This window comes from Desulfocicer niacini (genome assembly GCF_054657595.1).
In genome coordinates this window covers 69,270-91,420 of the sequence record NZ_BAAHYK010000004.1, presented here as the reverse complement: position 1 = coordinate 91,420, position 22,151 = coordinate 69,270, and the positions used below count along the sequence as shown (strand labels likewise).

The 22,151-nt window shown below is 48.4% G+C and carries 17 protein-coding genes; 13 read left to right on the top strand and 4 right to left on the bottom strand.

All coding sequences use genetic code 11. The features are described from left to right. Positions 1–65 precede the first annotated feature (65 nt). The gene (gene speD, locus ACYQ2M_RS03090) at positions 66–461 is read left to right on the top strand and encodes an adenosylmethionine decarboxylase (RefSeq protein WP_459914848.1); all 396 of its coding nucleotides are present in this window, start codon (positions 66–68) and stop codon (positions 459–461) included. Positions 462–570: 109 nt separating this feature from the next. Further along, the gene (gene gap, locus ACYQ2M_RS03085; RefSeq protein WP_459914847.1) at positions 571–1,635 is read left to right on the top strand and encodes a type I glyceraldehyde-3-phosphate dehydrogenase; all 1,065 of its coding nucleotides are present in this window, start codon (positions 571–573) and stop codon (positions 1,633–1,635) included. A 24-nt stretch (positions 1,636–1,659) separates the two neighbouring features. On the opposite strand, the gene ACYQ2M_RS03080 is transcribed toward gap, so the two are convergent. The 3 genes from ACYQ2M_RS03080 to ACYQ2M_RS03070 are packed head-to-tail and all read right to left on the bottom strand — an operon-like array spanning position 1,660 to position 4,382. Then, positions 1,660–2,589 carry a DMT family transporter gene (locus ACYQ2M_RS03080; RefSeq protein ID WP_459914846.1) on the bottom strand — a complete coding sequence of 310 codons (930 nt, stop codon included), beginning with the start codon at positions 2,587–2,589 and terminating at the stop codon, positions 1,660–1,662. Next, entirely contained in the window at positions 2,574–3,257 is a 684-nt protein-coding gene (locus ACYQ2M_RS03075) for a zf-TFIIB domain-containing protein (RefSeq protein ID WP_459914845.1), read from the bottom strand. The genes ACYQ2M_RS03080 and ACYQ2M_RS03075 overlap by 16 nt, the downstream gene beginning before the upstream one ends. Positions 3,258–3,260: 3 nt before the next feature. Further along, positions 3,261–4,382, bottom strand: coding sequence for an SPFH domain-containing protein (locus tag ACYQ2M_RS03070; RefSeq protein WP_459914844.1), 1,122 nt, complete (start codon positions 4,380–4,382; stop codon positions 3,261–3,263). Positions 4,383–5,027: 645 nt separating this feature from the next. On the opposite strand from ACYQ2M_RS03070, the gene aroF reads away from it, so the two are divergent. From aroF to ACYQ2M_RS03045, 5 genes are all read left to right on the top strand, one after another. Then, entirely contained in the window at positions 5,028–6,041 is a 1,014-nt protein-coding gene (gene aroF / locus ACYQ2M_RS03065) for a 3-deoxy-7-phosphoheptulonate synthase (RefSeq protein WP_459914843.1), read from the top strand. Beyond that, positions 6,038–7,054 (top strand): 3-dehydroquinate synthase, encoded by a 1,017-nt coding sequence (aroB, locus tag ACYQ2M_RS03060; protein WP_459914842.1) that lies wholly within the window; start codon positions 6,038–6,040, stop codon positions 7,052–7,054. The genes aroF and aroB overlap by 4 nt, the downstream gene beginning before the upstream one ends. Before the next feature lie 306 nt (positions 7,055–7,360). Continuing rightward, positions 7,361–7,945, top strand: coding sequence for a class I SAM-dependent methyltransferase (locus ACYQ2M_RS03055; protein WP_459914841.1), 585 nt, complete (start codon positions 7,361–7,363; stop codon positions 7,943–7,945). 382 nt (positions 7,946–8,327) lie between these two features. Beyond that, a complete protein-coding gene (gene bamJ / locus ACYQ2M_RS03050) occupies positions 8,328–9,035 on the top strand; it encodes a BamJ family beta-barrel-assembly machinery protein (protein ID WP_459914840.1) in 708 nt (235 codons plus the stop codon). A gap of 167 nt (positions 9,036–9,202) precedes the next feature. Next, positions 9,203–10,180 carry an NAD(P)H-dependent oxidoreductase gene (locus tag ACYQ2M_RS03045; RefSeq protein WP_459914839.1) on the top strand — a complete coding sequence of 326 codons (978 nt, stop codon included), beginning with the start codon at positions 9,203–9,205 and terminating at the stop codon, positions 10,178–10,180. A gap of 217 nt (positions 10,181–10,397) precedes the next feature. Here the strand turns inward: ACYQ2M_RS03045 and ACYQ2M_RS03040 are convergent, their stop codons facing one another. Next, positions 10,398–10,874 (bottom strand): CYTH domain-containing protein, encoded by a 477-nt coding sequence (locus ACYQ2M_RS03040; protein WP_459914838.1) that lies wholly within the window; start codon positions 10,872–10,874, stop codon positions 10,398–10,400. Positions 10,875–11,432: 558 nt separating this feature from the next. Here ACYQ2M_RS03040 and ACYQ2M_RS03035 point away from each other — a divergent pair. The 6 genes from ACYQ2M_RS03035 to ACYQ2M_RS03010 all read left to right on the top strand — a co-directional run bounded on the left by ACYQ2M_RS03035 (position 11,433) and on the right by ACYQ2M_RS03010 (position 22,142). Then, entirely contained in the window at positions 11,433–12,731 is a 1,299-nt protein-coding gene (locus ACYQ2M_RS03035) for an ABC transporter permease (protein WP_459914837.1), read from the top strand. 379 nt (positions 12,732–13,110) lie between these two features. Next, a complete protein-coding gene (locus tag ACYQ2M_RS03030; RefSeq protein ID WP_459914836.1) occupies positions 13,111–14,007 on the top strand; it encodes an ABC transporter permease in 897 nt (298 codons plus the stop codon). A gap of 281 nt (positions 14,008–14,288) precedes the next feature. Continuing rightward, on the top strand, positions 14,289–16,448 hold the full coding sequence (locus tag ACYQ2M_RS03025; protein WP_459914835.1) for a dipeptide ABC transporter ATP-binding protein: 2,160 nt from the start codon (positions 14,289–14,291) through the stop codon (positions 16,446–16,448). A gap of 765 nt (positions 16,449–17,213) precedes the next feature. After that, positions 17,214–19,493, top strand: a complete 2,280-nt coding sequence (locus ACYQ2M_RS03020; protein ID WP_459914834.1) for a cache domain-containing protein — start codon at positions 17,214–17,216, stop codon at positions 19,491–19,493. Next, positions 19,490–20,158 carry a response regulator transcription factor gene (locus tag ACYQ2M_RS03015; RefSeq protein ID WP_459914833.1) on the top strand — a complete coding sequence of 223 codons (669 nt, stop codon included), beginning with the start codon at positions 19,490–19,492 and terminating at the stop codon, positions 20,156–20,158. The genes ACYQ2M_RS03020 and ACYQ2M_RS03015 overlap by 4 nt, the downstream gene beginning before the upstream one ends. Positions 20,159–20,822: 664 nt before the next feature. Next, positions 20,823–22,142: a hypothetical protein gene (locus ACYQ2M_RS03010; RefSeq protein ID WP_459914832.1), complete on the top strand. Its 1,320-nt coding sequence runs from the start codon at positions 20,823–20,825 to the stop codon at positions 22,140–22,142. Positions 22,143–22,151 lie beyond the last annotated feature (9 nt).

Below are 22,151 nucleotides of genomic sequence, written 5' to 3'. Positions count from 1 at the left end.
TTGTGCACAGCAACTGCCATCGGGGTAAGGAGCAGAGACGATATTGTGTGGGAGAATGAAATTATATGTCAGACATTATGATAATATCTAAACAAAAGGCACCGACCCGGGGGATCACCCTGGGCCGCCAGCTGACCATTGATTATTATGATTGCCGTCGGGAGGCCCTTAACGACTGTGCTGCCCTGGAAGCAGCCTTTGTGTCTGCCGCCAAAACAAGTGGAGCCACGGTTATCAGCGCTTCTTTTCATGCCTTTGAGCCCCAGGGAATAAGTGGAGTGGTGATCATTGCCGAGTCCCATTTCACGGTTCATGCCTGGCCCGAGCATGATTATGCAGCCGTGGATATCTTCAGCTGTGGGAAACACATTGATTTTAAAAAAGCCATGGATGCTTTGGCGGTATTTCTGGGTTCAGACCATGTGGTGGTTTCTTCGGACATAAACAGGGGGGTTTTCTGAGGGTGCATTCCCGTTGTCTGATATGGAGAACAGCCGTTGGGGATATTATGCCGTTTCGATGGATGACAATACCGGTGTTTTGTGATAACAACCCTCTGGCCATTGTGGCATGAACAAGATGAAAATCCGGACCCGGCAGGAAGTTGGTACAGGAAATATGGCTTATAAAATTGCAATAAACGGATATGGCAGAATCGGTAGATCAGTGCTTCGGGCGCTTTATGAGTCCCATCATTACAGAAACCTTGAGGTGGTGGCCATAAATGAGCTGGCCGAGGCAAAAACCATTGCCCACCTCACAAAATATGACACCACCCATGGTCGGTTTTCCGGGGATGTGGAACTGTGCGGTAATGATTTTTTTGTGAATAACAATTACATTCGATTAACCCATGAGCGGGATTTACAACAACTTCCCTGGAAGGTCCTGGGTGTGGATGTGGTCATGGAATGTACCGGGGCCTTCACGGAAAGAAACATAGCCGAGCAGCATTTGAAAAGCGGGGCCGGACGGGTGATTTTCTCCCAGCCTGCAGAGGAAGACGTGGATGCCACAATAGTTTACGGAGTCAATGAAGAGACGCTGAAAAAGGATCACACAGTGATCTCCAATGCCTCTTGTACCACCAACTGCAGCATTCCGATTTTAAAGGTTTTAAATGATGCGTTGGGGATTGAATCCGGAATAATCACCACCATCCATTCCACCATGAACGATCAGCCGGTGATTGACGCCTATCATCACCATGATCTGCGCCGTACCCGCTGTGCCGGGCAGTCCATTATTCCCGTGGACACGGAGCTTGCCAGGGGGATCGACCGTATTCTTCCCGAACTTTGCGGGCGTTTCCAGGCCGTGTCCATGCGGGTGCCCACCATTAACGTATCTGCCTTGGACATCACCATGGTTCTTGGGCGTGAAACCCGTGTGGAAGCAGTGAATCATATTTTAAAACAGGCAACCCATGGAAGGCTTTCCGGGATTTTGGGATATACCGAAGAACCCCTTGCTTCCTGCGATTTTAATCATGACGCCCGGTCCTGTGTGGTGGACGGCAATCAGACCCGGGTCAGTGGTAAAAATCTTGTGAAGGTGCTGGCCTGGTTTGACAATGAATGGGCCTTTGCCAACAGAATGCTTGATACCACGGCCGCCTGGATGACAAGAATTTGAACGTGTGACCAAACCCGAATTTTTTTATTTCGGTTCCACATGGGCCTGGGCTGCCGGAATACCAGAAGGTGCAGTGCGGCTTTTGAGTTTTCCCAGCATCAAGACGCTGCACATGATCATGCCCCCCCCGGCCCAGAAACGCCAGGGCGCCGGGTCATTTAAAAATATAATGCCTGCCAGGGCCGTGAAAATAACTTCACTGGACATGAAAACCCCGCCTTCCCAGCCTTTGCAGTAGAAAAACCCCTGGTTCATGAGAATCTGGGCAGTCACCGAGGTTATGATCATACCTGCAATGATGAAGAAATCCCTTGAATTCATGGGTATAATGGGATCATGGATGAAAAGGGGAAGAGAAATCAAGGCCCCCATGGTACAGAAATAAAGGTAAATCACCACAGGGCCATTGTGAAAGCGCAGGGATCGTATCAGGGTAACGGTCATGCCGGCAAGGGCTGCGGCCACCACCGCCATGGTCTGGCCGAAAAGTCCACCTGCCAGATGGAAATCAAAGAGCACCGCCACTCCGGCGATCACCGCAAAAATGAATATAACTTCCGCCATGCCAAGGGTTTCCCGGTAGAGGATAAAGGCAAAAAGGGCAGCAAATGCCGGATATGAATAAAAAATAACCGAAGCCGTGGACAATGGCAGCATCCGGATGGCTACTACCAGGCAACAGAAGGCGGTGGCGCCAATGAGTCCCCGGGTGACGAGAAGGGGGATGTTGTGGCCTTTAAAGGGATTTTTGCCTTTGCGTCTAAACATCAGCACCAGGAGTATCATCCCGCCGCAGCAACGATAAAATACAATGTGCCACACTGTGTACGCCGGGTCCAGAAGTTTGATCATGAAGTTGAGCAGGGTGAACAAAACCGCAGCGGCCAGCATGAGCAGCGGACCTGCCAGATTGCCCATGCGGGCACGGTAGCCGGTTATTATTTCATGAACCATTGCACCACCCCCTGGATGATGCTGAAAAGATCCGTGTCCCCCGGGCCGTCTACCTTGTCATAGATATGAAGTCCCCCGTTCCGGAGGGAATCTGTGCTTTTTTTCGTTGCCATCTGTTCTTTTTCCTTTCTGCGTATCTCTGCCTCCCGGACCTCCTGGTCCAGGAGTCTTCCTCCGGCCTTCATCCATTCAAACAGATGGCGAAGTTCACCGCCGTCAAGCCATACTCCGTGTTCGGCGCATCTGTCAACGATGACCCCGCTTCTGGCACCAAAATTGATCCGATTCATTATTTTTTCACACACAGGACATTTGACATACCTCACCGAGGTCTGGGACCTGGCCATGGTGTTATTGATATGATCAAGTTTTGTCCGGTTAATATGAAATACGTTTTTCACCGAGGCTTTGAGCAGCACCTCCAGCTCGCCGGGATCAAAGAATAACCCCATGCAGGTATCGCAGCGCTCAATAAAAAATTTGCCGTGGAGTTTAAGATCAATGGTTTTCATGGAGACCTGGCATCTGGGACAGATTCTTCCCGATTCCGGCTCATGGGTGGTGTATACGTGTACCCCTGCAAGATCGGTGTCATTTTTTGTGCCGCAATAGTCGCACACGAGGGTGTTGGGGGCTAGGGGGGCTGAACAGCTGATGCATTTTGCCATGGGTTATCCTTTACTTTCCGGCAGGGGAGGCGGTGTGGTGGCAAACAGTGAGGCAAGTTCATGGATATCCGTGGCCCGTTTCCATTTTGTAAGTCCCTGACGCCACATGAGCATGCTCGGTTTTATTTTGCCGATTTTAATATTATGAATGATGGTTTTCTGGCCCAGGGGGCCCATCTGTTTGCCTTTGACGGCAAGGTAATACATCCGCTCCGGCGGTGTTTCCGGCAGAGGTGGTGGGGTGGCGGTGTGATTTTCTTTTTTCTGTCCGGGCATAAGGGTGTTTCCCATCTGACTGGCCATGGCAAATCCCATGCCCATGCCCACCCCGGCCGATGCCTCTCCACCTGGATTTTCCGCTGCAGCGGCCATGGCATTGGCCGATTGAAATTTAAAATAGTCGTCCAGGTCTCCCACAATGCCCATGCTGCTTTTTTTGTCCAGGGCTTCTTCCACAGTCACCGGCAGGGAGATGTTTTCCACCAGGAGTTTTGTGATTTCCAGGCCGTATGTCACAAATTCCGGGGCAATGGTGCGGGTAAGGTGGTTTGACAGTTCATCATAGTTGGCTGTGAGATCCAGCACCGGGATTTTTTTTTCGCCCAGAAGGTCTGAAAAACGCGACACTATGAGATTTCTCAGCTGTTCCACAATTCCATCCAGGGAAAACTGCCCCTGGGTTCCGGTGATTTCATGGATAAACCGACCGGGTTCCACTATTTTAACCACGTAGGTGCCAAAGGCCCTTAAACGCACAGGCCCGAATTCCGGGTCTCTGACAATGACGGGATTTTTGGTACCCCACTTGAGATTTGTGAAATTCTGGAGGCTGACAAAGTAAACTTCCGCCTTGAATGGACTGTTAAATCCATATTTCCATCCCATGAGGGTGGAGAGTATGGGCAGATTCTGGGTGTTGAGCTGATACTGCCCTGATGAAAACACATCCGCCACTTTGCCCTGATTTACAAAGACAGCGGCCTGGGACTGTCTCACCACCAGCTGGGCATTGTATTTGATTTCATTTTCATACCGTGGAAACCGGTACACCAATGTATTCGGGGTGTCGTCGGTCCATTGGATAATGTCAATGAATTCGCCCTTTACTTTTTCCCATAATGTCATGGTGCACCTCCCGGGGTTGTTTTTGTATATGAAAATGCCGACAGCAGAGCCCCCAACGGTCACCCGGTGTCGCCCATTCGGAGCCAAAGGTGATCAGCCCATTTGTCTTGCCGACTGTAACGAAGCGCAGGCTGTTTGAGGACAAACCTGCCCGCAGTTCCTGCGCTTTAGACCGGTGGGATAAATGGGCTGCCGACGGTTCGGGGTCGGAACGGGTAACCGTTGGGGGTGGCATCATGCCATTTTCATTCGTCGTTGTGTCCATCAGGACATGGCAGTTAAATTAATCATAATGCATCTGGGGGGCGGAACTCAATTATTTTTTTCTTGACACTTGTATCTATGTGGAGATACAAGGTGGGGTATGAAATCCATCACACACATAAAATGCCATGAAAACAATATGTCTGTACTTTCACAGGGCGTGGTATATCTATGGGTGTGTTTCTGGTGGCCCAGCTGGTTTATCCCAGGTAGCCCCGGATTTGTTTCATCCTGATGGTTTAAAAAAAGGAAATTAAACAAAGGCTGCGGGTAACCACCTGCAGCCTTTTTGACTTGGGGCTGCAGATGAATTGATCTGCAGCCTTTTTTGTTGCTGGAAAAAAACTTTGATGATAAAAATATTGAACGGAGGAAAAAACCATGTTGATCGTAATGAAAAAAGGTGCAACAGACAGTGAAGTCAATGGTGTAGTTGCTGCAGCAGAAAAACGCGACTACACGGCCCGCCCCATTCCAGGAGGAGACCGCGTATCCATTGGTATTTTACACAATAAGGGGTCCGTGGATGCTGCTCATTTTCTGGGCCTTGACGGTGTTAAGGAGGTCATTCCCGTGACGAAACCATATAAGCTGGTGAGTCGGGAGTTAAAGCAGGACAATACAGTGATCAAGGTGGGTAATGCCGTGTTCGGGGATGGTTCCATGCCCGTCATTGCCGGGCCCTGCGCCATTGAAAGCGAGATGCAGTCGTTGACCATTGCTGCTGCCGTTAAAAAAGCCGGTGCCGTCATGTTCCGGGGAGGGGCCTTTAAACCCAGAACCTCTCCTTACTCCTTCCAGGGCCTTGGAGAAGCGGGGCTTAAAATTCTTGCCAGGGTGAGGGAAGAGACCGGCCTGCCCGTGGTCACCGAAGTCATGGATGTGGATAATTTTGATGCGGTGGAAGCCTATGCCGATGTGGTGCAGATAGGTACCCGGAACATGCAGAATTTCAGTCTGCTCAAACGAGCCGGGAAATCCCATCGGCCGGTGATCTTAAAAAGGGGAATGTCCGCCATGCTCCAGGAATGGTTGATGGCGGCGGAATACATTATGGAAGAGGGCAATGAACAGGTGATTCTGTGTGAACGGGGGGTGAGAACCTTTGTGCGTCACAGCAGAAACACCCTGGATTTGTCCGTGGTGACGGCGGTGCAGAAGGAGAGCCATCTGCCCATCATCGTGGACCCCAGCCATGCGGCGGGTGTCCGGGATCAGGTGGGACCCCTGGCCTGTGCGGCGGCGGCCATGGGGGCCCATGGACTCATGATTGAGGTACACCATAACCCCCAGGAAGCCCTGAGCGATGGGGCCCAGTCGTTGTACCCGGATCAATTTGAAAAACTCATGGCCCGGATCAATGCCATACACGCCATTACGGGGGATTTTTTTTGAAAACCATAGACGTTCAAGGGGCTGGGGGGCTTTCTCATATACATGTGGGTGAGGAACTGAAAAATGTTGGTCGGTACCTGCCACCGGGAAAGGTGATTATCATCACCGATCACAATGTAAAGACTGCCTGGGGGCAGGTATTTCCCCAAGTCCCTGTGATTACCATAAACACCGGTGAAGGTCATAAAACCCTTGCCACCGTGGAGGGGATTTACCGGGAGCTTATTGATCTTGGGGCGGACCGTTCCACCTTTATTCTGGGCATTGGTGGTGGCATTGTGTGTGATGTCACGGGTTTTGCAGCATCCACCTACATGCGCGGACTTAAGTTCGGCTTTGTTTCCACCACCCTTCTTTCCCAGGTGGATGCCAGTGTTGGGGGGAAAAACGGTGTAAACTTGGATGCCTATAAAAACATGATCGGGGTGTTCTGTCAGCCCGAATTTGTGCTGTGTGATATTTCTCTTTTAAAAACGCTGTCCCCTGATGAAATTTCCAACGGGTTCGGAGAGATTGTCAAACATGCGCTTATTGCCGATGTCGGAATGCTTTCTTACATTGAGGATAATTGCGAAAAGGCCCTGGCTCTGGATGAAACCGTGATTCATCGATTGGTGCTTGATTCCGTTAAACTCAAGGCCGGTGTGGTCCAGCGGGATGAAAGGGAGGCAGGAGAACGAAAAAAGCTTAATTTTGGACATACCCTTGCCCATGCCCTGGAAAAACTCACCGGAATGGGGCATGGCCGGGCGGTGAGTGTAGGCATGGTGGCCGCCGCTCAATTTTCCAGAAAAAAAGGCTTGTTGACACAGGAGGAGTGTCTGCGGATTTCCCGGGTGTTGACCCGTCTGCAGCTGCCGGTATCCTTTAATGCCGATGCAGAAGCGCTTTTAGACGCCATGACCCGGGATAAGAAAAAAGAAAATGATGCCATCAGCTTTGTTTTTTTACAGGGGATCGGCAATGCTGTTGTGGAAAAAATCAGCATGGAGGCCCTGGGGGAATTGTTTTAATAACGCAAGCCTGATCCCATCCCCATTTGGACCATATTGTTGCCAATTTTACACTTTTTAGAAAGGATATCTATTTTCCCGGGCTCGTTTATCAAAAAGTCTTAACTACTTTTGAGACTATGATAATAAGACCTTCGCCAATTATATTTTTGATCAGTTTGTCATCTATACGATGTACTTTCAAAATCATGATTATGCAATCATATTGATTCTTCTACTCCTGATCAAAGCACATTTTAAAAATTGGCGACGGTATTGGTGAAAGATGCTGTTCTTCTATTTGTCTGGGAGTATGACTCTTGTTTTATGGATTACTATCACAGGGAATATGAAGCCTATTTTAAGGCTACCGTTCATGTGGATCCGTCTCCTTTTCTTGGGCCTGTGGTGGAATATCTTGCCCCGGGGGCCGAGGTGTGGGACGTGGGGTGCGGGGCCGGCAGGGATCTTTTGTGGCTTAAACAGCGGGGATTTAATGCCGTGGGCCTAGAGCGTTCCCGGGGGCTTGTCCGCATGGCCGGGCAACACTCTGGCTGCCGTATTATTAAGGGGGATTTTACCACCTTTGACTTTTCCCGGGTGGCAGTGGACGGCATTCTTCTGACCGGGGCCCTTGTGCATGTGCGCCGGGAAGATCTTGCTCCCCTTTTGACTCACATCACCGCCGGTGTTAAACCCGGGGGCATTTTATTCCTTTCCCTTAAGCAGGGAAACGGTATAAGTGAGGACACAACAGGTCGCAGCTTTTATCTGTGGCAGGAAGCCGAGTTGAAATACATTTTTCATCCAATGCCCTTTGACATCGTGCATTCCTTTAAAAACACATCCCTTCTTAAAACAGATGAGTGCTGGCTGGCTTATGTGCTGAAAAAAATATCCGGATCAGTCTGAAGGCATCTGTCCATGAATTGCCCCCTGGTGATCATCGCAATTCAGAGGTTGGTCACAACATGGGCCAGTTTGAGCTGGGGGCAGAATTGCCACGTAGTGGGAGAACGTCATTGCCATTAAGCCCCGTTTCTGATACCACATGCATTGTAGTCAAAACTTTTGGAATTGGCGGATTTGCCCGGGGTTCGGGTGGTACCATGGCGATTTTTTCAGGCTTTATCCTTTGCTCCTTAGTTTTAAGCTCTGCCATTTTGGGCAGGGCCTGGGGGCATGAGAAGCGGAACGGAGTTCGTTGATAAAAATTTGAAGAAAACATGCCTGAACCCATGCATTGGCGCTCACGTCGGAACGTCGGGTTACATTAACTTACAGGAGGAGTCTCGTGATCGGTTTAAGAAAAATGGTTGTACTGTGTGCCTTTGCTATGGTGCTGTGCCCTGCCTGGCACACCTTTGCCGCAGATGAAACAAAGACAGCAGTAACAACGGAAGATGAAAAAATAAGCTATTCCCTGGGGTACAATATCGGCCAGAATCTCAAACGGGATTTTGATGTTAATATGGCCTCTTTTTTCCAGGGGTTCACCGAGAGCCAGAAAGGGGGAGAAACCATTCTGACCGAAGCGGAAATGAAAGATGCCATGATGGTTTTTCAGAATAGAATGCGGGAAAAACAGATGGCTCAGATGAAGATTGCGGCCGAGGATAACAAATCCAAGGGTGAAGCCTTTCTCAAAGCGAACAAGGAAAAAGAAGATATTGTGACCCTGGAAAGCGGGCTTCAGTACCGGGTGATTACCTCGGGAGACGGGGCCGTTCCCCAGGCTTCTGACACTGTGGAATGCCATTACAGGGGGACCACCATTGATGGCAAAGAATTTGATTCTTCCTATAAAAGAGGCAAGCCTGCTTCCTTCCAGGTGGGTGGGGTTATTAAAGGCTGGACCGAAGCATTGCAGCTGATGAAGGTGGGTTCCAAATGGGAACTTTTTATTCCCTCTGACCTGGCATATGGAGACAGGGGCGCCGGAAATGCCATTGCCCCTGGTTCTACACTGCTCTTTGAAGTTGAATTACTGGGCATCAAATAACGACGGATATGTGAAGATCTGATGTGTGCGGATTCATTCATTGACGATTCCGTAAGCAGAGAGCCCCCAACGGGCGGCCGTTGGGGGCAGCATAATACCATTTGCAATATCTTTTTGTGTCGCCAAACGTCCATCTTTATATTCACTGAGGAATGAGGAGAAAAGGCATGCTTGTTTTAGGTTTGAATGCCAGCCCCAGATCCGGGGGTAATAATGAATATCTTTTATCCCTTTTTATGGATCAGGCCCAGAAAAGAGGATTTGAAACCCACACGGTGCGACCGGCCTTTGATGTTTACGAACCCTGCATTGGGTGCGGATATTGTGAAAAAAAAGGGGTTTGTTCCATTAAGGATACCCTTGCCCGGGATCTTTTCCCCCTGATGCGGCGTGCCGATGTGATTGTGCTGGCATCGCCGGTTTATTTTTATGGGGTTCCGGCCCGCATGAAAGCTGTCATAGATCGAATCCAGACCCTCTGGTCCAGAAAATATCGTCTGGGCCTGAAAGATCCGGGGGGGGATCATCGGAGGGGGATTCTGTTGTCTGTGGGTGCCACCCATGGCAAGAATTTATTTGATGGCATTCGCCTCACCACCCGTTATTTCTTTGATGCAATGGATTGCACATACGAAGGAGAATGCTGTTATCCCGGGGTTGACCATCGGGGTGAGATTGCCGGTTTTCCCGGTGTGGCAGATGATATAAGGCATATGGCTGACAAGGTTTTGGCTCCGTTTGAAAATCGGAAGCAAATTGCTTTTGCCTGTCGTGAAAACGCGGGGCGAAGCCAGATGGCCGCCGGTTTTGCAAGGCAGTTGGCAGGCGATAAATATGATGTCATCAGTGCCGGCAGTACTCCGGCGGAGCAGATTAATCCCATGGCTGTGGCCGCCATGGCGGAAAAAGGCATTGATATTGCCTTTAGTGTGCCCTGTTCCCTGAAGGATGCACTGGCCCGGGCTGGTAATGTTGATTTGATTGTCACCATGGGTTGCGGCGAAGCCTGTCCCTTTATTCCCGGGTGCAAGGTGGTGGACTGGGACCTGCAGGATCCTGCGGGAAAATCCCTTGAAGAAGTTGTTGCCATTAGGGACGATATTTTTCAACGTGTGCGTACCCTTTTAGGGGAAATGTCCCCGTGAGATGAATCCGTCTGTGTTTCTTAATCCCACCCGGGTTTGGTTACAATATGGGCCACCCGTCACATCTGGCGGCCCAATGGGGTTGGGCTTGTCTTATTGATGATTGAAATTTCTAAACAGAACATGCAGTATGGAGACTAATAACTTACGACTCATGAGTAGTAAAAATGTCAAACACGAAAACCTGCCCCTCTTCATGAACCAGATCCAGGTGAAACTACCAACGGCAAAAAGGGCGCAATACCAAGTTTGAATTATAATATCTGGGATCATGTGTGACGTCTTTGCCCAGCCAGGGCGGCTCAGGAAAGACCTGATCCGGTGCTTTCAATTCTATTTCCGCCACCACCAGCCCGGCATTGTCACCGGAAAATACATCAATTTCCCAGATAAATCCCATGTAATCCACGCAATAACGTCTCTTGTTAATGGTGGCTCCCTGGCATAATGCAAGCATTTCAATGGCCTCCGCTAATGGAATTTCGTATTCAAATTCTTTCCGGCAGGCATTTTCTGTCTTTCCTTTTATGGTCAGAAACCCCCTGTTGTCTGCAGTGCGGACCCTTACAACCGCATTTTCACTGTTGTGTAGATATCCTTGTTGCAAAAGGGATGAATGTACACCCTGTTTTTCCCAGGGCATTTTCCCGGAAATTTCCTTGATCAGGTACTTTCGTTCTATTTCCATTCCCATGTTTTGAGTCTCCTTATGAAAAAGTCGGGGAGCCCCATACCATCGTCCACCCCCAAGAACTGATGGACATATGGCATGAGTAACCCTGGCAGTTACAGATCACTCAATTTTCGGTCTTATGTGTTGATGAACGGGCACGGGCTTATTTAAAAGGCTGAAAAGTTCAATAATGCAGGCCTGACCCCTCATGAATACATCAAGACCGAAAGTTGAGCAGAAAAGATGTTTTTATTTATTGGATTGATATATTAATCTTTTTTAAAAAAATATCAGGTGAGGCCTTGCTTTTTCCCATAAAGTTTGTTTAACTTCTAACTACTTTTTCTCGGCCTTATTTTAAGGCCTTAAATGCGATGTGCAAGTTATTTTCACCGATGCGCTTATCCCAAGCCTGACCTCCTGTGGGTCCGCCAGATGCGACGGTTGACCCATGTTGTCATTAAGCCCTTTATTTGGCATTTGTCCCTCTGTACCTGTTTGATTCCATGCCAGATGGAGGACCTGATGGGTGCCTGATTTTCGCCCATCATAACTGATAACCTTTAAACAGAGAATCCTATGGCCAAATTTATTGTAAGGCGTTTTTTTCTTCTATTGTTGACCATGTTCGTTGTTTCCGTTGCGGTTTTTGTCATCGTGGAATCCTCACCGGGTAATATCGCCAAAAACATATTGGGAGCCTTTATAACACCGGAACAGGAGGCGTCTTTTCTGGCCCAGATGGGGTTCGATAAACCCATGACCACCCGTTATCTGTATTGGCTCACCGGCAGTGACTGGCATGCTGCAAGAAAGGTAAAGATGCCGCTTGCCCGTATCACCACGGAAACCGGTTTTGAAGAGTGGTGGGCCAAAGAAGCCGACGGTACACTGGTGCGCTGGACCCTTGACGGCGATGATCTTATGGCTGATGTCCGGGCAAAAGACGGCACCATCACGCGCAAAAAAGATAATCAGCGCTGGAAAACGGATAAGGACGGCAATCGTTTTTTCTGGGGCCTGGATCGGGCCAATCACGCGGTTTTATGGGAAAAAGGGGGCGGCAAAGAGGTGTGGACCTTTACTGCGGGCTCGGGATGGCAGAAAACCACCGGCGGGCCCTCAAAGTATATTCCTCTTAAAAAAGGATTTGTCCGGGGAGATCCCGGGGTTTCCATTCGGACCGGACGACCGGTGAATAAAAGTCTTTTTGTTCGGCTTCGAAATTCTCTTGTACTGGCGGGCATTGCCTTTGTCATCGTCATGCCCCTGGCATTATTTCTGGGAATTATAGCAGGGCTTCAGGTGGGCTCTCTTAAAGATCGTTTTCTTTCTATTTTCGGCATGTTTTTTTCCGTCATACCGGAGTTTGCCACCGGTATTTTTTTGATTCTGATTCTCTCCCACTGGCTGGATCTGGTGCCCGGCGCCACGGTGTTTGGTGAAAAAGCACCCTGGCAACGGCCGGACATGCTGGTGCTGCCGGTGCTGACCCTTACCCTGATTGAACTTGGCTATGTCCTTCGTATCACCCGTGCCAGTATGGCGGATGTGATGCAGTCGGCTTATATCCGGACCGCCTTTCTTAAAGGACTTCCCTATTTTACGGTGGTGTGGAAACATGCCGTTCGAAATGCTCTCATCGCCCCCATCACCGTTATCATGCTCCATGTGAACTGGCTCATGGGTGGCATTGTCATTGTGGAGGTGGTGTTCGGCTATCCCGGCCTGGGGCAGTACCTTCTGGATTCAGCCCTCTACAAGGATGTCAATGCCATTGAGGCTGGCACCATGATCATGGTGCTTATCGCCGTGGGTACACAGCTGGTAGCGGATGTTCTGTATACGTTTTTAAATCCCAGGATACGGTTTTCATAAAACTGCCAAGGGTAGACCGAATTTTGGACACGGCCTGCGCACAACGAATATTGGGTCGTAGACGCGGAGCCAAATGCTACCATGCCGCCGCCCCCCGACGGGCAATGGGCCCGTCCCGGAACCGTAGACGGCCCAATTGGCCGGTTCCTATTGCCCGTCGGGGGGCGGCTTTGCTGAGGTAAACTTGAAGGCTACCTTTTCATATAACATACATGGCAGTAACCACCTGCCACAACGAAGATTGAAACTCTAATGGTTCCAAATATCTGGTCGGAGTTTCATATAAACCCACATGTCCTGTCGGACACAACGAAGCATGAAAAAGCAGTCGCTGTTAGTACCCAGTACCTACTTTTTCATATAAAGAAACAGGAAAATTATGAGTGAAGAGCAACTGAAAAAAAATAAATTTCTGGAAATGTTCTCTGTGCTGTTTTCCTCTAAAACCGCACTTATTGGGCTGATCATGGTTGTTTTCTGGTTTTCCGTGGCGTTGTTTGCTCCCCTTGTGACCTCCTATGGTCCCATGGAGCAGGACTGGAAAGCACCCAACCAGGGACCTTCCACCACCCATATTCTGGGCACCGATGAACTGGGCAGGGACATCTGGTCCCGCATCGTCTATGGTGCCCGGATTGTGCTTGTGATTCTGCCGGTGAACGATAAGCTGTGGCTTCCCGGCGGCACGGCTATTCTGGGTGTATTTGCATCATTGCTTCTGGGGTCTTACCTGGGTCTTCTCAGTGGATATAAGGGGGGGTGGGCCGACGAGATTATCATGAGATGCCTGGATGCCATGATGTCGGTGCCGGTGATTCTGCTTTATCTTATCATTGTGGCAGCCATTGGGGCCTCGGCGGTGAATGTGGTGTTTGCCGTGGCCATTGTGGGGACTCCGGGGGTGGCAAGGCTTGTAAGGGGGTTGACCCTGGATATAAAAAATAAAGATTATGTCCGGGCCGCTGAGACAAGGGGTGAAAGCGCCCTTCGCATCATGTTTGTGGAAATTCTTCCCAATGCCAAAGGGCCTATTATCATTGATGCCATGCTCCGGGTGGGATATGCCATTTTTGCCATGGGAACCCTGGGGTTTCTTGGGCTTGGCATGCCGCCACCATCTCCAGACTGGGGCAGCATGGTGGCCAAGGGACGGGAGTTTATCCTTTCCGGTAGCCCCTGGGCATCCATGTGGCCCTCCATAGCCATTGCTTCCCTGGTGGTGGGTTTAAATCTGCTGGCTGATGGACTCAGAGAAGAGATGTCACGATATCAGTAACTCAACTTTTGGACTTGTGCCTGTGAGCCCCCCCGAGTCAATCTATACCGAAAGTTGAGTCAGTATGGGGAAATTGGAGAGGGTGACCCCGTTGTACCAATAATTGTGACAAGTGGCCCATGTTATGACTAAGCTTGGAAAATACCTTTGTGTGCTTTTATGCTTTTCCACATGAGGTCAAGCATGAAGGAATATCTGAAACTCCGGAAAAATCGAATTATTCTACCCGGGGTAAAAATTTTTATTAAGGCAGTCTTTGGCTGTCATGGTGGTTCGTTCATATGGAAAAATCCAGATCCGATGCATCCTGTCCAGTTCTTGAAGTGAAAGATCTTGCCATCTCCTACGAGACAAGAAAGGGAGACATTCCTGCCGTACGTGGGGTTAATTTTACCATTCGTCCTGGTGAAACCATCGGGGTTGTGGGGGAATCGGGGTGTGGCAAAAGCACCATTGCATTCGGTATCCTGGATTTTCTCGGGTCCAATGGCAAGGTGGTGGGGGGCAGCATCAAGTTCATGGGAAAAGAGCTTGTGGGCACGGACAAAAAAGAATTGCAAAAGATTCGCGGCAATCAGATTTCCATTGTATACCAGGACCCCATGCAGGCTTTGAATCCCTCGTTAACCATTGGTGCCCAGCTGTGTGAAGTGTTGACCACCCACCATGAGATCTCCTATGCTGATGCCGAAAAAAAGAGCATTAAGATGCTGGACCGGGTGTACATGCCCGATGCCGCCAATGTGATGAAACGATTTCCCCACATGATTTCCGGTGGGCAGCAGCAGCGGGTGGTCATTGCCATGGCCATGCTCAATAATCCCGCCTTGCTGATCATGGATGAGCCCACCACGGCCCTTGATGTCACGGTGGAGGCGGCGGTGCTGGATCTTATTGAAGATCTTAAAAAAGATTACAACACCGGTATTATTTTTATTACCCATAACCTGGGAGTGGTGGCCCGGGTGAGCAACCGCATCTGCGTCATGTATGCCGGAGAGATGGTGGAGACAGGTTTAACCACGGATATCTTTGCACGTCCGGCCCATCCCTATACCCGGGGGCTTCTGTGCTGTATTCCAAGGCTTACCGATGATCTTTCCTTTTCAAGTCTCTGGTCCATCCGGGGCCGGGTACCCCATCCTTCAGAGAGAAAACACGATTCTTGTATCTTTGCCCCCCGGTGCGATTGGCTGAAAAGATCCCAGGAGGGGGAAGGTATCGTTGATTTAAAGGATAAATGCTCGGTGCAGCATCCGGATCTGGTGGATCTGGGACAGGATCATAAATCCCGCTGTTTTCTTGGAGAGAAACCTCTTTCTATTCCCTGGAATGACTATGTGAGGGGAAAACGTAAAAAGCTTACTCGATCCGACGAAACTTTTGATGCCATGTCCGATGGGTCCGATGAGATCATTGCATCGGTGGAGAATCTGAAGGTCTATTACGACCATCGCACCGGCTCACTCAAGGAAACCCTGGGATTTGGCAAAAAAAGATATGTCAAGGCCGTGGACGGTATTTCCATGGAGATTCGAAAGGGCTCCACCTTTGGTATTGTGGGGGAATCCGGCTGCGGCAAAAGCACCCTGGTCAAGGGCCTTCTGGGCCTTGAAAAAATCACCGGTGGCAAAGCAACACTTATGGGTATTGATATTTCTGATTCTGTCTCACAGCGTACCGGCGAAGTCATCAAAGAGCTGCAGATGGTATTTCAGAATCCAGATTCCACGTTGAACCCTTCTTTTTCCGTGGGGCGACAGATTGCCAGACCCATGCGAAAATTCAACACCGTTCCCCGGGGACAGGTAAAGGCCGAAGCCAAGCGTCTGCTCAAAGCCGTGAAGCTTGATGAATATTATTATGACCGGCTGCCCCGCCAGTTGAGCGGGGGGGAAAAGCAGCGGGTGGGCATTGCCAGAGCCCTGGCCATTCAGCCCAATCTGGTCATCTGTGACGAGCCGGTATCTGCCCTTGATGTGTCGGTGCAGGCGGCGGTGCTGAATCTCTTGAACGAGATTAAAGAAGAACTTGACACCACCATGATATTCATTGCCCATGATCTGAGCGTGGTGCGGTTTATTTCCGATTATATTGCGGTCATGTATCTGGGAGAGATTGTGGAGTATGGCCCGGTGGAGTCCATTTACCCCCCGCCCTATCATCCCTACACCGAGGCGCTTCTGGCATCGGTGCCCGTGCCGGATCCCCTGGCTGCGAAGAAATTCAATCGACTGGAAGGGGATGTGCCAAGTGCACTGGATCAGCCCACGGGGTGTCATTTTCACACAAGGTGTCCCAGAAGAAGCCATCTTCCCGATGGGGGCAGTATCTGTGAACGGGAAGAGCCAAAGATGCAGAAACTGGATAATGGGCATTATATTATGTGCCATATTCCGGCGGAGGAACTTACGGTTCTGGCTCTGCGCAATGGTGCCTGAAAAATTTCATTTCGATGGAAGTAATCAAGAATATTAAGATCGCTATTTTTTTTAAAAGTTTCTCTTGTATTCCAAAATAACGCTTTCTATTTCAGCGACCTTCCTGTGAAGGCTGGTGGCAGAGATTCGGATATGCTTTTTTCAAGGCGAAGCAGCTTGAAAAATTCGGAAATCTTTTCCATACCCACACCACTACGAATCCCAAAGACATAAAGAGTTGTGAGCAAGCCCAGAGTTGCACATACCAGAATTGTGAATCAGATCTGACCGGTTTCTGTTTCCCATGAGAGAGATTCCGGATATCGATTCCGATTCCCGATTGCCTGTTGATGTCTATGAACCCTACTTTGGGATACCTCAGTTGCAGCAGCAGCCTCTCTGATAATTGCAGATTTGTTTTATTGAAAAAATGTAAATAATTGTGTACATCTTGTTCGAATGCTCATATGCTCACTTTTCATTTCTGTTTAAATGTCAGTACCGATGAAGAAATATGCTACAGCTTCTGTTTTAAATTTCCATTGCCTGAATTCATCGGTTATGTGGGGTGGAGCGCAAAATAGGTAAAAACTCAACTTTCGGACTTCATTTCAAAGTCGGCGTTTTTATACAATTCATGCCGACGGGGTCAGGCTTGTGTTATTGATGTTATCGACCAAGGCCTTTTCAAACGAAAAACGCCCCGATAATGTCAATAACGCAAGCCTGACCCCACCACGAAAGGCGAACACCGAAAGTTGAGGTAAAAATTAAAAGGAACTGTGTGTGGGCATTATTCATCAGCCCCATGGAGAACGGGGCATCATAACCGGCAGGTGGTTTGAACGGCTGAGAAGGCTGTTATTATCCCTTGAAATTCGATATAAATTTTTAATCAGCTTTTCCACAATTTTCTTTTTATTCATGCTTTTATGCAGCTTTGTGGTGTATGTATTTCTCAGACAAAATATTAAAGAGAACATTGAAAGTGAACTCAACAACACCACCCAGATGATCCACAGCATGGTCAAAACTTCTGCAACGGTTTCCATAAAAAATTATTTGCGGGCCATGGCCGAAAAAAACAAAGAAATCGTCGCCAGCATATACCAGCAAACCATTGACAGCGACTTAACGGTATCCCAGGCAAAGCAAAAGGCTACAGACGTACTGCTCAGCCAAACCATTGGCAGTTCCGGATATATTTATTGTGTTGACAGCAGGGGGACCGTGCTCATCCATCCCCAACCCGCTCTTCTTGGCTCCAATGTGGCCCACCACGCCTTTGTCACACAACAGATGGCATCCCCCCAGGGGTATCTTGAATATGACTGGAAAAATCCCGGAGAAGAGCGTTCCCGGCCCAAAGCCCTTTACATGGTTTACTTTGAACCATGGGACTGGATTATTTCCGTTAGCACCTACCGCACCGAATTTAACAAGCTGATCAATGTGGCTGATTTTCGCAAGAGTATTCTTTCCCTTAAATTCGGTGCAACCGGCTACTCATTTGTCATAGATAACCTTGGTAATGCCATTATCCATCCCAAACTCCAGGACATCAATATTCTTAATACCAAAGAACTTACCAACCAGTGTTTTGAATATATGATGAAAAATAAAAAAGGCAAATTAATCTATTATTGGAAAAATCTTGATGAATCCGTTGCCAGGAAAAAGCTTGTTATATTTAATTATATCCCCGAATATAAATGGATTGTTGCCTCCTCCTGCTACCTTGAGGAATTTTATAAACTCCTTGACACATTGCGAAATTGTATCTTTGGGATTTTCATTGCCTTTCTCATACTCATGCTCCCCATCATTCTTAAAATATGCGCATCCATTACAACCCCCATGTATGAACTCATGGAACGGTTTGAAAATATCAGCGGGGGTGATTTTACGGTGCGCATGGTCAACGAATCCACCGATGAAATTGGACAACTGGCCGTTTATTTCAACCGGTTTATGGAACAGCTGGAAACCTACCACAACAGCCTCCAGAACCAGATCCAGGAACGACGCTTGGCCCAGGAGGCCCAGAAGGAAAGCCAGGAACGATACTTCCTGCTCATGGAAGCGGCCCCGGACCCCATTATCACCTATGATGTAAAAGGAAATGTCCTTTATATTAACCCTGCCTTTAGCAAGGTGTTTGGATGGTCCCTGGAAGAGTGCATTGGAGTGAAAATGGACCATTTTGTTCCAGAAGGCAGTTGGAGTGAAACGGAGATGATGATCAATGAAATTATTTCAGGCCGTGCCATCAATAACATTGAAACCCGGCGTTATTCAAAAAATGCCCAGACGGTTCACGTCAGCATTAGCGGGGCACCCACCCGGGATCGCAACGGTGATCTCTCCGGCAGCATTATCATACACAGAGACATCACCAAGTCCAAACAACTGGAAAAACAACTACTGCATGCTGGCGACCGGGAACGCCAGAAAATAGGACAGGATCTCCACGATGATCTTTGTCCCCATCTCATCGGTGTGACAGGTCTGGCCACGGTGGTCAGAAACGACTTGGCCATACAAAAACATGGGAGTGCTCCCCTTGCCGAAAAAATAGTAATGCTCATTGAAGATGCCGTCACCAAGACCCAGAGTATGGCAAGGGGACTTTGTCCGGTACATCTGGTGGCCCATGGTCTTCAAAACGCATTGGAACAGATCGTGAATACCTTCAAATACACACCAGGAATAAAGATTAGCTTTGAAACCAGTGGAACCGTTGTATGCGAAGACAACAATGTGGCAACCCATCTTTACCACATTGCAAGGGAGGCGGTTAACAATGCGGTGAAACACTCGGGGGGTGATAGCATCACACTTTCCCTTTTCAAAAAAAACGGGTTTGTGCATCTACGTATTGAAGACAACGGGAAATGGATAAAAACCACAGGCCTAACACGGGGAATAGGATTACAAATCATGGCATACAGGGCAAAAATAATTGATGGGGGATTTGATATTAAAACGACCTCAAAGGGTTCAAAAATCAAAGTCTGCATAAAATATCCATTAACAATGGCTAAAGAAGAGGACCTGGTGTCATGAATTCCCAGCTGAAAAAAAACTTCACCATAATGATTGTGGATGACCATCCTATCTTTTGTCTTGGCATGGCGGAACTGATAAATAAGGAATCGGACCTGGTGGTCTGTGGCAGTGAAGATACCGCATCGGGTGCATGGACGGCAATCAATCAAAAACAACCGGATCTGGTTATTCTTGATATTTCATTAAAGGAGAGCAACGGCATTGATCTATTGGAAAGCATTGCCAGGGAATATCCTGATCTGCCGGTCTTGATGCTCTCCATGTATGATGAATCTTTATATGCAGAAAGAGCTTTGATTGCCGGTGCCCGGGGATATATCATGAAACAAAAAGCCATTGAACAGGTTGTCAGTGCCATCCGCCAGGTTCTGTCCGGGGATATCTATGCAAGCCCCCAGATTAAAAACAAGGTATTTAACCGGTTGGTATCTGCCAGAAAGCCCGGTAATAAATTTTCTCTGGACATATTAACCAACAGAGAGCTTGAGGTTTTTCGACTCATTGGGGATGGCCTGGAGTCCAAAGAGATCGCCCAACGTCTCAATTTAAGCATTAAAACCATTGGCAGCCATCGTGAAAACATTAAGGAAAAACTTAAGCTGAAACACTATACCGAACTTGTGAAATTTGCCGTCCACTGGTCCAATAAGATCAAAAAATAAAAATAGGGGATGTCATTGGGCATCTCCAACACCCCAGAAACCAAGTACCCAGCACCCATCACCCCAAAGTAGGTTAAGAACCTATGGCACCTCAGGTTTCCAGCAATTAAAATATCGGATAACAACCGATTGAAATTATTGCGTCTTGTTGTTAGATGAAGAGAACTTCAAAAAAATATTGGCTCATCACGGACTTGTGTGAGTATTTACAATACGCAAACACTGATAATTGTACCTCTCAACCTATCCCAATCACACGAATCCACGAAGAGCCAAAATATTTAACGGCCGAGTCATTAACTGTCGGTTAATGACTCCGTTTGCCCTGCCAATGACAATGGAAACGCATACAAGGCATTTGTGGTCATACAGACTGCAAGCCAACCTGAAGTGGATACTCTATTTGCCTTTTGCAAGGAGAGTCTCGCCTGTCTCAATATTGAGAACTTATCTACAATTTAATTAAAAGACCGAACGAAACAGTTACCATGACATATACTTTTTTGAATCAGGGGAGAAATATAGAGTTATTCAAATTATGCATAACTTTTTCAGAACAGGAGAAATGTAATTTTGGTTTATGGTTTTCGTCGATGAAAGGCAGAGCGCCACAGGTTAGAAAGAGTGGGGACTTCTGATTAACATTCAACGGAGGAAGAAACGTATGGCAGAAGCAGGGGTTATTCAATCTGGAAGTTCAATAAAAACACAAGCAAAAAAAACGGTGTCCCCGGGGGAATTGACGGCCCGGTGGGGACAGCCGTTGACCGGAATTATTTCGCTTATCTGTTTTACCTTAATTGCCTGGGGGTTATGGTACTTACTCAGTGACCCCAGGGGACCGGTAAAGGCGTTTCCCTATCCCTTTGTCATGTACTTGGCAATGATGATTCTGGTGGGGCTGTATCAACATATGTTTCTGGGCGACTGGCCCTTTGCAAAGCTACCCCAACCTGCCCGGGGAATTGTTGAGACCATGGTCAACCTGGCCCTGGTATGGTTTATCATCCACATTGTCTTTTATAAGGTTTTAGGACTGGGCTTCAATTTTTTAAGCCAGGACAATCTGGAAGCACTGGCCGCCGCTGGCCAGGCAGGAAAATTAGATCTGGCCACCATGCAGGCGAAACATTTTGCCGAAAGCGCCGTGGTCTGTTTCGTATTAATCGGCTTTTACAGCTATCCATTTGTCACCATATTATTCGGTAAATGGCCCGTCCAACCCAGTGATCTTTCCCAACCCCAGGCAGGTCTCCTGGAAATCACCTGGTGTTCTTTCTGGACCCTGATTTTTTACACCGTTCTCATTGTTCCCTTTTGGGGCCTTGTATATGGCAAGGCCCTGGGATCCTCCTTTGGCCTTAACACCCCCTGGTGGGGCGGCATTGCCAACTTCAACCATCTTCACTGGGTGTTTGGCTGGTGGGAATGGATGATTGTCATTCTTTTCATGACCGCCAATGTATGGCGCATGAAACCCTGGAGCCTCATTGCTCTTCCCCAACCCTGGAAAGGTCTTATCTCCTTTGTAATTAATGTGGTTGCAGCCTATATTATTGCTCTGATCTGCGTTGCCATCGCACCATTGTGGCTACCCCATGATGTACTTCATCACCTGCAGGAAGCAAAGCCTGAAAATGCAGAGCTTTTACGCTTTCTCTGGTATCACGCGGCAGAAATCGCAGGATTTACGCTTATTCCTTTTCTCATCTGGCATCACTATTTTGACGATATGGTTCCCATGGCTGACAAGGATTCCTGGGGTGCATTTGGGTTCAGGACCATCGGTGTTCTGGTGCTGTGCGCTGTTAATTACGTGGTTTTTTACTATGTTGGCTGGGGCGAGTGGGCCCTTGGCAATCCCCACTGGGAGCACAAATTCACCCATGGAGAATCCCTGGTGTGGAATTTCTGGTGGATTATTCCACTGCTCTGGAATGAATGGTTTTTTCATAAATGGCCCTTTTATGTCCATGAGCATTGACTCGTCAGT

Excerpts from the sequence above, each read along its gene's own strand:
- speD (WP_459914848.1), top strand. The coding sequence starts at position 66 with ATGTCAGACATTATGATAATATCTAAACAAAAGGCACCGACCCGGGGG.
- gap (WP_459914847.1), top strand. The coding sequence starts at position 571 with ATGAACAAGATGAAAATCCGGACCCGGCAGGAAGTTGGTACAGGAAAT.
- ACYQ2M_RS03080 (WP_459914846.1), bottom strand. The coding sequence starts at position 2,589 with ATGGTTCATGAAATAATAACCGGCTACCGTGCCCGCATGGGCAATCTG.
- ACYQ2M_RS03075 (WP_459914845.1), bottom strand. The coding sequence starts at position 3,257 with ATGGCAAAATGCATCAGCTGTTCAGCCCCCCTAGCCCCCAACACCCTC.
- ACYQ2M_RS03070 (WP_459914844.1), bottom strand. The coding sequence starts at position 4,382 with ATGACATTATGGGAAAAAGTAAAGGGCGAATTCATTGACATTATCCAA.
- aroF (WP_459914843.1), top strand. The coding sequence starts at position 5,028 with ATGTTGATCGTAATGAAAAAAGGTGCAACAGACAGTGAAGTCAATGGT.
- ACYQ2M_RS03055 (WP_459914841.1), top strand. The coding sequence starts at position 7,361 with ATGGATTACTATCACAGGGAATATGAAGCCTATTTTAAGGCTACCGTT.
- ACYQ2M_RS03045 (WP_459914839.1), top strand. The coding sequence starts at position 9,203 with ATGCTTGTTTTAGGTTTGAATGCCAGCCCCAGATCCGGGGGTAATAAT.
- ACYQ2M_RS03040 (WP_459914838.1), bottom strand. The coding sequence starts at position 10,874 with ATGGGAATGGAAATAGAACGAAAGTACCTGATCAAGGAAATTTCCGGG.
- ACYQ2M_RS03035 (WP_459914837.1), top strand. The coding sequence starts at position 11,433 with ATGGCCAAATTTATTGTAAGGCGTTTTTTTCTTCTATTGTTGACCATG.
- ACYQ2M_RS03030 (WP_459914836.1), top strand. The coding sequence starts at position 13,111 with ATGAGTGAAGAGCAACTGAAAAAAAATAAATTTCTGGAAATGTTCTCT.
- ACYQ2M_RS03025 (WP_459914835.1), top strand. The coding sequence starts at position 14,289 with ATGGAAAAATCCAGATCCGATGCATCCTGTCCAGTTCTTGAAGTGAAA.
- ACYQ2M_RS03015 (WP_459914833.1), top strand. The coding sequence starts at position 19,490 with ATGAATTCCCAGCTGAAAAAAAACTTCACCATAATGATTGTGGATGAC.
- ACYQ2M_RS03010 (WP_459914832.1), top strand. The coding sequence starts at position 20,823 with ATGGCAGAAGCAGGGGTTATTCAATCTGGAAGTTCAATAAAAACACAA.